At 45.7% G+C, this 7,991-nt stretch carries 5 protein-coding genes and 1 pseudogene; 5 read left to right on the forward strand and 1 reads right to left on the reverse strand.

Features of this window, described 5'->3' with window-relative positions:
* Window positions 1–704 (reverse strand): Wzz/FepE/Etk N-terminal domain-containing protein (locus tag V6C93_RS33865; protein WP_333481087.1); only part of this gene is annotated, 704 nt, incomplete at its 3' end.
* A gap of 1,168 nt (window positions 705–1,872) precedes the next feature.
* Between V6C93_RS33865 and V6C93_RS33870 the strand changes: the two genes are divergently transcribed.
* The 5 genes and pseudogenes from V6C93_RS33870 to V6C93_RS33890 all read left to right on the forward strand — a co-directional run.
* Entirely contained in the window at window positions 1,873–2,013 is a 141-nt protein-coding gene (locus V6C93_RS33870) for a hypothetical protein (protein ID WP_333481088.1), read from the forward strand.
* A gap of 385 nt (window positions 2,014–2,398) precedes the next feature.
* Window positions 2,399–3,682 carry a glycosyltransferase family 4 protein gene (locus V6C93_RS33875; RefSeq protein WP_333481089.1) on the forward strand — a complete coding sequence of 428 codons (1,284 nt, stop codon included), beginning with the start codon at window positions 2,399–2,401 and terminating at the stop codon, window positions 3,680–3,682.
* A 50-nt stretch (window positions 3,683–3,732) separates the two neighbouring features.
* Window positions 3,733–5,097: an oligosaccharide flippase family protein gene (locus V6C93_RS33880; RefSeq protein ID WP_333481090.1), complete on the forward strand. Its 1,365-nt coding sequence runs from the start codon at window positions 3,733–3,735 to the stop codon at window positions 5,095–5,097.
* 111 nt (window positions 5,098–5,208) lie between these two features.
* The gene (locus tag V6C93_RS33885) at window positions 5,209–6,588 is read left to right on the forward strand and encodes an O-antigen ligase domain-containing protein (RefSeq protein WP_333481091.1); all 1,380 of its coding nucleotides are present in this window, start codon (window positions 5,209–5,211) and stop codon (window positions 6,586–6,588) included.
* A gap of 683 nt (window positions 6,589–7,271) precedes the next feature.
* Window positions 7,272–7,991 (forward strand): annotated as a pseudogene (locus tag V6C93_RS33890) (glycosyl transferase family 1); the annotation flags it as partial.

Consider the following 7,991-nt stretch of genomic DNA (forward strand, 5'->3'; position numbering starts at 1 on the left):
AGTCGTTGTAGTTGTAACTGTAAATTAGCAACCCGCGCATTCAACTCTGGGAGTTGGTCATCAATAAACTTAACCCCTTCACTAATTTGAGACTTACGCTCCTCAAGGCTGTACTTTAAATATTTTTCCGCAGTGACTTCTAAAACAAACAGGACAAGTTTAGGGTCTTCTGCCTCATAGGTAACTTTGAGGAGCTTGGTGGGTTCCGGAGATTTTTCGTTAGCAAAACGGGCAACGGTTAATGATTTTGAAAAGACAAAGAACTTCAGCTGAGGATATCGAAGCCTGACTCGCTCGTATATGGAGGACAGCATCTTTGGACTCTTTAAAATCTCCAGCTGAGTTGCGTAGTCCAAGGTAGCACCGTCTTGACCCTGCATTTGTTGTGCATTAGGACCACGAGTGAGCGCATAGGGTTGAACAACTTTCCCTTCATTAGTGACAGGTTCGACTAAAAGCTGAAAATTGCCTTGGTATGTCGGCGGAATGTTTTTATTAGCCCAAACAAAGGCAGCAGCCGTCACACCACCTGTGATGCAAATCACTAATAGGGCTTTCCGTTGGACAGTCCTCAAGAGTGGACGCAGATTCAATCCTTTTTGAGGCGGAGTGCTAACCTCATCTTTGTCGAGTGCTGGCAATTCCTGTAACTGTCTGCTTCGCTTGCTAATTGATAAAACTTGAGAGACTGGTTCTGTTTCCATTTTGACCTCTATATAGTTTGTTGACTTGCACCCCCAGAAAAGCCCTCGTGTCGTAGAAGTCTCTAAAGCTTGGTTGAGGCGGATGACGCACTTTATGACTTACTCCTTTCCCGCCCTGATAACTTACGACGAGGACTCCTCACTTCATAGTTCCGCTACCTCAAGAGGACTCCATGAGCTTAATTGACGGGATGCCACAAGTTGACAAACTTAATCAATTCGTCTTTGGTCATATCGTTGTTTTTACAAGATTCGCTCTTTTACTTACTCTATCTACATGATTTATATTCCCCATTCTGACTGCTCAACTGGCATAATAGAAAATTTATTAATAAGGAAAAACTAAACATTTATCGAATCAGGGTTGGAGCCGAACTGCAACAGCAGACTGAACAGACAGCCTTCTTCAGCGAGTATTGACTTTTTACCAAACGTAAACATTGATGTGAACGACGGGTACACCTTGAGCATTTGTCTAATGTTCCCTACCATTGGTAGCGGCTGACTTCCGTACAAGGTTGGCAGTCATCAAGGCTGGATGCTCGTGACCAACTCCTCGTAGACAGAAGAAAGTGTCCTGCTTAGGCATCCAGTATACTCACCAACTAGCTTCGATGCGTAAGACTCCTGTAGTAGTTAAGGCTAACAACGAAGTCTCCACCTCGAATTACGGAAACCAGAGCTGGATTATCCGAACCACCTGATATTCCGTCGCTGAGATAGCCTGAGATATCAGACAGGAAATAGCTACCAGACTGGACTCCCGGAATGTTTTCCACCTGTATTAAGGACGAGAAGTGGTAGCCAAAGCTCTCTGGATTTTAGCCAGCACGTCGCCCAGGAGTCATTTTTTTAAAATATCCGGGTTTTTGCCAGCCAGCAGTGTGATCTGCTTTGGAGGAAATCACTTCAATAAAAAAGTATTCACCGCGCCAAGCATCATTTCCGGGCAATGTCTGAGGGTAAGAAGCCGTTTATAAAGGACTATCACCTTTGCCTAACGTGTGACAGACAGATTGGCTCACTTTTAAAGCCGTCTAGTTTTTGCATCAAGGAAAACCTTCGTGGCATGGACGGCGTAAAGACGCGACTAGATAAAAAAAGAAAATCAGTAGCTGTGCAAACTACCTGTTTACAGATAGAGCAGTTTCTTGCCTACAAAACAAACATGTTGGGAAGATCTCGCAGGTTCTGTCAAGTTCCGTTTCTATCGCCAGATGGCATCGGTGCAGTCATGCCAGCGACTCCAACCACCAAACGCCTCAATTCGCCAGCATGTCGTGTGGCTATGATGGGAAAGCAGAAATGAATGCCGTCTACGAGATTCGAGACAACCAATTTTCTTCTCTTGGGATTGGGGCTGAGGAACTGGGTGCACTCAAGTACAGAAAAAACGATGGCCTTTCTTCCTAGCCGTAAACACGAGGGAAGGAAAGGCCGATTTTAGAGGAGAAAATAAGGAGTTGAGCAGGGGAAACAACGGTGATAGTTGCCTTGTAAGGCAGTTTTTCTCCGTTCACAGGCTAACTCTCAGCATTTCTCGACTTGAGTAGAGCGCTTTCCCCAATGCAATGAGTTGGCCTTTGTAGGTAGCCATGGCACGGGAAGAGTTACCTCTGTCATTCACCAAACGTTTGGTTTTCTAGCGGTTCTCCAAAAATCAAACCAGAAATACTACTTTCCCTAAGTTCACGATGACAATTGCCTATCTAGTTAATCAATACCCAAAAGTTAGCCATAGCTTCATCCGGCGAGAAATTGCTGGGGTCGAGGCTTGTGGGATTCCAGTTGCACGTTTTTCAATCCGCTCCTGCGGTTCTGAACTCGTTGACGAAATAGACAAACTAGAGCTAGAAAAAACTCGAATTGTCCTAGGAATTGGGAAAGTAGGCTTGCTGTTCACCCTAATTCGCGTGGCAATAACCAGACCGATTCGTTTTTTGATGGCTTTATGGTTAATGCTCCAAGTAGGTTGGCGTTCAGAGCGAGGAATTTTGCGTCATTTCGCCTACTTGGCTGAAGCCTGTGTTCTTCTCCTCTGGTTTCAAGAGTCGGAGATAGCACACGTTCACGTTCACTTCGGGACGAATTCAACAACGGTCGCGATGTTGTGTCGTGTGCTTGGCGGCCCTCCTTACAGCTTTACGGTTCATGGCCCTGAAGAATTTGATAAAGCTCAAGCGATCGCCTTAACTGAAAAAATCAATCGCTCTGCTTTTGTCGTAGCCGTGAGTTCGTTTGGGAAAAGCCAGCTTTATCGATGGTGTGACCACGAGCAGTGGTCAAAAATTCATGTCGTTCATTGTGGCGTAGATCAGTTGTTTTTGACGCAGCCTCATATTCCCATCCCCAACGAGCCTCGATTCGTTTGTGTGGGTCGCCTCAGTGAACAGAAAGGTCATTTGCTGTTGGTAGAAGCCGCCAGTCGGTTAGCTGCTGAAGGTCAATCATTTAAATTAGTTTTCGTGGGAGATGGACCGTTGCGCTCCCAAATTGAAACCTTGATTGCACAAAAGGGTCTTCAAAACCACATTGAAATTACTGGGTGGGCCAGTAATCCTGAGGTGCAGCAACAGATTTTAGCGTCACGAGTTTTGGTACTTCCCAGCTTTGCCGAAGGGTTGCCTGTGGTCATTATGGAGGCGCTGGCTCTTGAGCGCCCTGTCATCAGTACCTATGTGGCTGGGATACCTGAATTAGTAGAACCGGGAACTTGTGGGTGGTTAGTACCGCCTGGATCTGTAGAAGCCTTAACAACTGCCATGCGAACAGCCTTGCTGTTGCCCGTCGAAAAGTTGGAACAAATGGGTCAGATAGGGTCTCATCGTGTCGCCGAGCATCACGATGCAGCAATTGAGGCGAGCAAACTAGCGGCACTGTTTCCGTCTAACATTGAAAAGACCCAGAAGCAGGTCAGCGATATCCCGTCAAATCTCCCTATGCCAGCATCTACAAGCGTCGGAGTAACGGATGCTTAAACATCGCCTGACTCCCCATACATTCCATCTGTCCACTCCCCCCAGTCATCATGTCATCCGTTAAAAAGCTTGCTATCCGTGGCACAATCTGGACTATTGCAGGCTATGGGGCAGGTCAGGTCTTACGATTCGGCACAAACCTGATCTTGACACGCTTGCTCTCACCAGATGTGTTCGGCCTAATGGCCTTGGTCTACACGTTCATTACGGGTCTGCACCTGTTCTCGGACATCGGCATTGGTCAAAGCCTCATCCAAAACAAGCGTGGAGAGGAGCCAGACTTTTTTAACACCGCCTGGACGATGCAGGTGATGCGTGGAGTGGGTCTGTGGGTCTGTTGCCTGTTAATCGCCTGGCCCATTGCCTCATTCTACGGCAAGCCTGAACTCCTCTTTCTAATCCCAGCCGTTGGGCTAAACACGGTTGTTGAAGGATTCTGGTCTACTGCCCGGTTCACGCTCAACCGCCAACTGGCTGTTGGGAAGTTGTCAGTCTTTGAGTTTGGAGGGCAGGTTGTCGGCATTACGGTGATGGTTGCCTTGGCCTGGATGTATCACAACGTCTGGGCTCTTGTCATCGGCAACCTAGTGTCAGTCACGTTCCAACTGGTGTGGAGCCATATGTTAATTCCAGGACTGCGTAACCGCTTTGTCTGGGAACCCGCGGCTGCCAAGAACATCTTTTCCTTTGGAAAATGGATTTTTGCTTCGACAGCTCTCACCTTTCTGGCAGAGCAATCAGATAAGTTGATTCTGGGAAAATTAGTTACCTCAGCAGCTTTAGGTGTTTATAATATCGCCTTCGCGCTCTCTGACATCCCTCGTCAGGTTCTTTTGGCGCTCAGCAGTAAAGTTCTTTTTCCCACATTTTCCAAGTTTGCTGACTTGCCTCGCGAAACGTTTCGAGCCAAGATTCTCAAGAATCGCGGGCCTTTCTTGATGCTCGCTGCTGTAGGCGTCACCGCGCTAGCTGGCTTTGGCGATAAATTAATTCCGATACTGTATCCCAAAGCTTACGGCAATGCAGCTTGGATGCTGCCACTTTTGGCAGTCGGCTTTTGGCCTCGCATCTTGACTCAAACCATTGATCAGGCTCTTTTTGCCCTTGGCAAGTCTCTCTATCCAGCCTACGGTAGCTTTTTCAAGTTTTTATTTATGTTTATCGGATTGCCGCTTGGGTTCCACCTCATGGGGGGTAGCCAAGGGCATGGTCTCCATGGAGCTCTTTTCGTGATTGCGCTTAATGACTTTCCTTATTACGGGGCAATCACTTACGGTCTACAGCGTGAAAAGCTGAGTTGTATCATGCAAGACCTTCAGGCGACCGCTCTATTGTTGGTATTACTGACAGTCGTCTTAAGTGCTCGATATGCATTGGGCCTAGGGCTACCTATTGACAAAATGTTTTTGCCGTAAATGTGGGCTTCGAGATAGCTTTCCACACAGCTATCGAACGACGAAATTCTATTTGACCTGGTAGCTTAATTCACCAAAATCTCTGTTGCTGTTCATGCTTCCACCAAGCCTATGACTCCATTAGTTCCTCTAGCCATGTTTGGCTGGATTCCCCTAGTTTTCTATTTATTCAACCGATATCCGTCTCAACGAGCAGTGATTGTGAGTGTCATTGGGGGGTTTCTCTTCTTACCCCAAGTGATCAAGTACCCCATCGTGCAAGGACTCCCACCTTATGAAAAGCTTTCAGCGATTAGCTACATCGTTTTGCTAGCGATCGTTGTGTTCGATTCTGCACGGCTTAGTTCATTTAAACCCGGTTGGATGGACTTACCAATGCTGATTTGGTGCTTGTGCCCAATCGCTTCACAATCCACTAACGGCTTGAGTCCCATTTCACCAACAGCCACACAAATTGTTATTTGGGGAATCCCCTATTTCATTGGTCGCCTCTATTTCAGTGACTTGGCTGGACTGCGCCAGTTAGCTATTGGCATCTTTGCGGGTGGAATGGTCTACGCACCTTTGTGCCTGCTGGAAACGCGCATTGCTCCGACGTTGCACTTGAGGCTTTACGGATTCCACGCTCGTGAAGACTTTGGTCAAACCATGCGTTGGGGGGGATATCGACCAACCGTGTTCTTGGAACACGGGCTTGCCGTGGGTATGTTTATGATGGCTGCAACGCTGTTAGGAGTAGTGCTGTGGAGAACCAACGTCATCAAGAAACTCTGGGATTATCCCATGAATTGGCTAGTGCCTGTGCTGTTTGTGACATTTATCTTGAACAAATCCACAGGAGCCTACCTCTATCTGATGATGGGACTCGGCACCTTCTTTTTTGCTAAGTGGTTTCGTACCGCTCTGCCAATGTTGCTAATTACAGCGGTGATATCATCCTACTTATACCTGGGAGCTACAGGAACACTGTATACTATCCCCGAAGTGAAAGCTTTTATGGCTGCTTCTCAACGCTCAGGTAATGATCGGTCTCAATCCTTGGGCTTTAGGATGGTCAATGAGGTAGTACTCTCACAGAAAGCGCGGCTGAGAATGATGTTCGGCTGGGGGGATTCGGGAGGAAGCCGTATATACGATGCCAAAGGTAACGATATTTCAATTACTGACAGCATTTGGATTATTGCGTATGGTCAAAATGGTGCAGTTGGGCTAGCTAGTCTCACAACAGCAATGTTGTTACCGAGTTTAGTCTTTGGCTTTTTCCGTTATCCAGCTAGGTTGTGGTTTCACAGCAAAGTATCACCCGCCGCTGGATTGGCCTTAGTCGTCATTCTGTTTATGTGGGACAGCTCCTTAAATGCCTTCATATCGCCAGTCTATTTGTTGGCTAATGGAGGGTTAGCTGGACTTGTGAACAAAGCTCCAGAAAACCTTAAAGCTAAAAACGTTCGCGCGTCAGCTCCTCGCCGTGTTTTAGTGCCGCAGCGATAAAGCTAATCTAACTAACCGGAATCAAACGAATTGCTTAACCAGAAGAAGTAACTGTGAGGCGATGGAATTTTTCTCCTCAGGTGCCACTCCTCAGTCATCCGCCTAATCAAGAGAATTAGCGATTGCTTGTTAGCCGTGTAGTGATGAATTCCTTTGAGGACTTTTATAATCGAAGGCTGACAACGGAGATTGATTAGGAAAATCTCGGAACCCGTAACCTCATACTATTCTTTCGCAAGATTTTATAGTTGTCCAAAACCCAAAACGGGGTTATATTTGAGTTGACAAAAAATAAAGTTTATTGTAAAGATTTGATGAATTTCATTTAGAAAAACCAGCCTATTATCTTCTCCTGTTAAACTCTTGACTTTTTTTAGTCTCAATCCGGTTTGTTTTTATTTTAAAAGTAATCTTTCTTAGGCCAATCTGAATGGTCTTATCAACAAGTCACCTTAGTCCCCTGCTGGGGAAATCTTAAACTTGCCCCTAAAATCGATTAGTGAACCGATAGGCATGTCGAGTAAGAATGTATAGATTTTTTAGAGGTTTGGGGAATTGAGCAACCAACGGTTGAGTAAAGTCTCTAGGGATGTATCGTCTTAAGTTCACTACAGCCGTACAAAGCAAGAAACTATGAATTTAGTGAATAGATTAATGAATTTTACTACAAGGGAGATGCGCCTATGCGTTTATTGATGGTGCAATATGCTGGAGATTACCGAGAAGCTGTACGAGGCTTTGATCAAGGCGGCGAGGAAACTTATTATGCTCAAAAATATTCCGTTGACGCTGTTTCTGAAATCGGCAAAACCATTGAGAGGGCTGCCGTTCTTTGTTGTCTTACAAAAGAACCCTATGATGAGGTTCTTAGCAATGGCGTCCATGCAATCGGAGCTGGATTTCAACAAGAAATCCAAGTCAAACCGTTAATCAATTTGATTGAAAAACAAAATCCAACTCATCTCATTGTCCGCACACCCATTCAAGATGTGTTTCGCTGGTCTATTCAACAAAAAATCCCCACGATTGCCATATTAGCAGACTCCTTTTCAACTAAAGGCATGAAAAACAAGCTGCGAAATTATTGGCTGTCATCCCTTTTGAATAATCCGCAAATTCACTGGGTTTTTAATCATGGCATAAATTCATCCCTTTCCCTTCAAGAAATTGGGGTAAATTCTGACAAAATAATTCCTTGGGACTGGCCTTCTCAGGTTACTCCAGACTGCTTTCCTGTCAAAACTCTTCCCACCCATAGCCAAACCTGGAATTTAGCTTATGTCGGGTCAATTATGGAGTCAAAGGGAGTTGGCGATATTTTAAATGCCATCGCCAATTTAAAAACAAAAAACTTTCCTGTCCACCTAAAAATTGCTGGTGGAGGACAAGTTGAAGAGTTCATC

It is taken from the genome of Allocoleopsis sp., assembly GCF_036703385.1.
Classification (GTDB): Bacteria; Cyanobacteriota; Cyanobacteriia; order Cyanobacteriales; family Coleofasciculaceae; genus Allocoleopsis.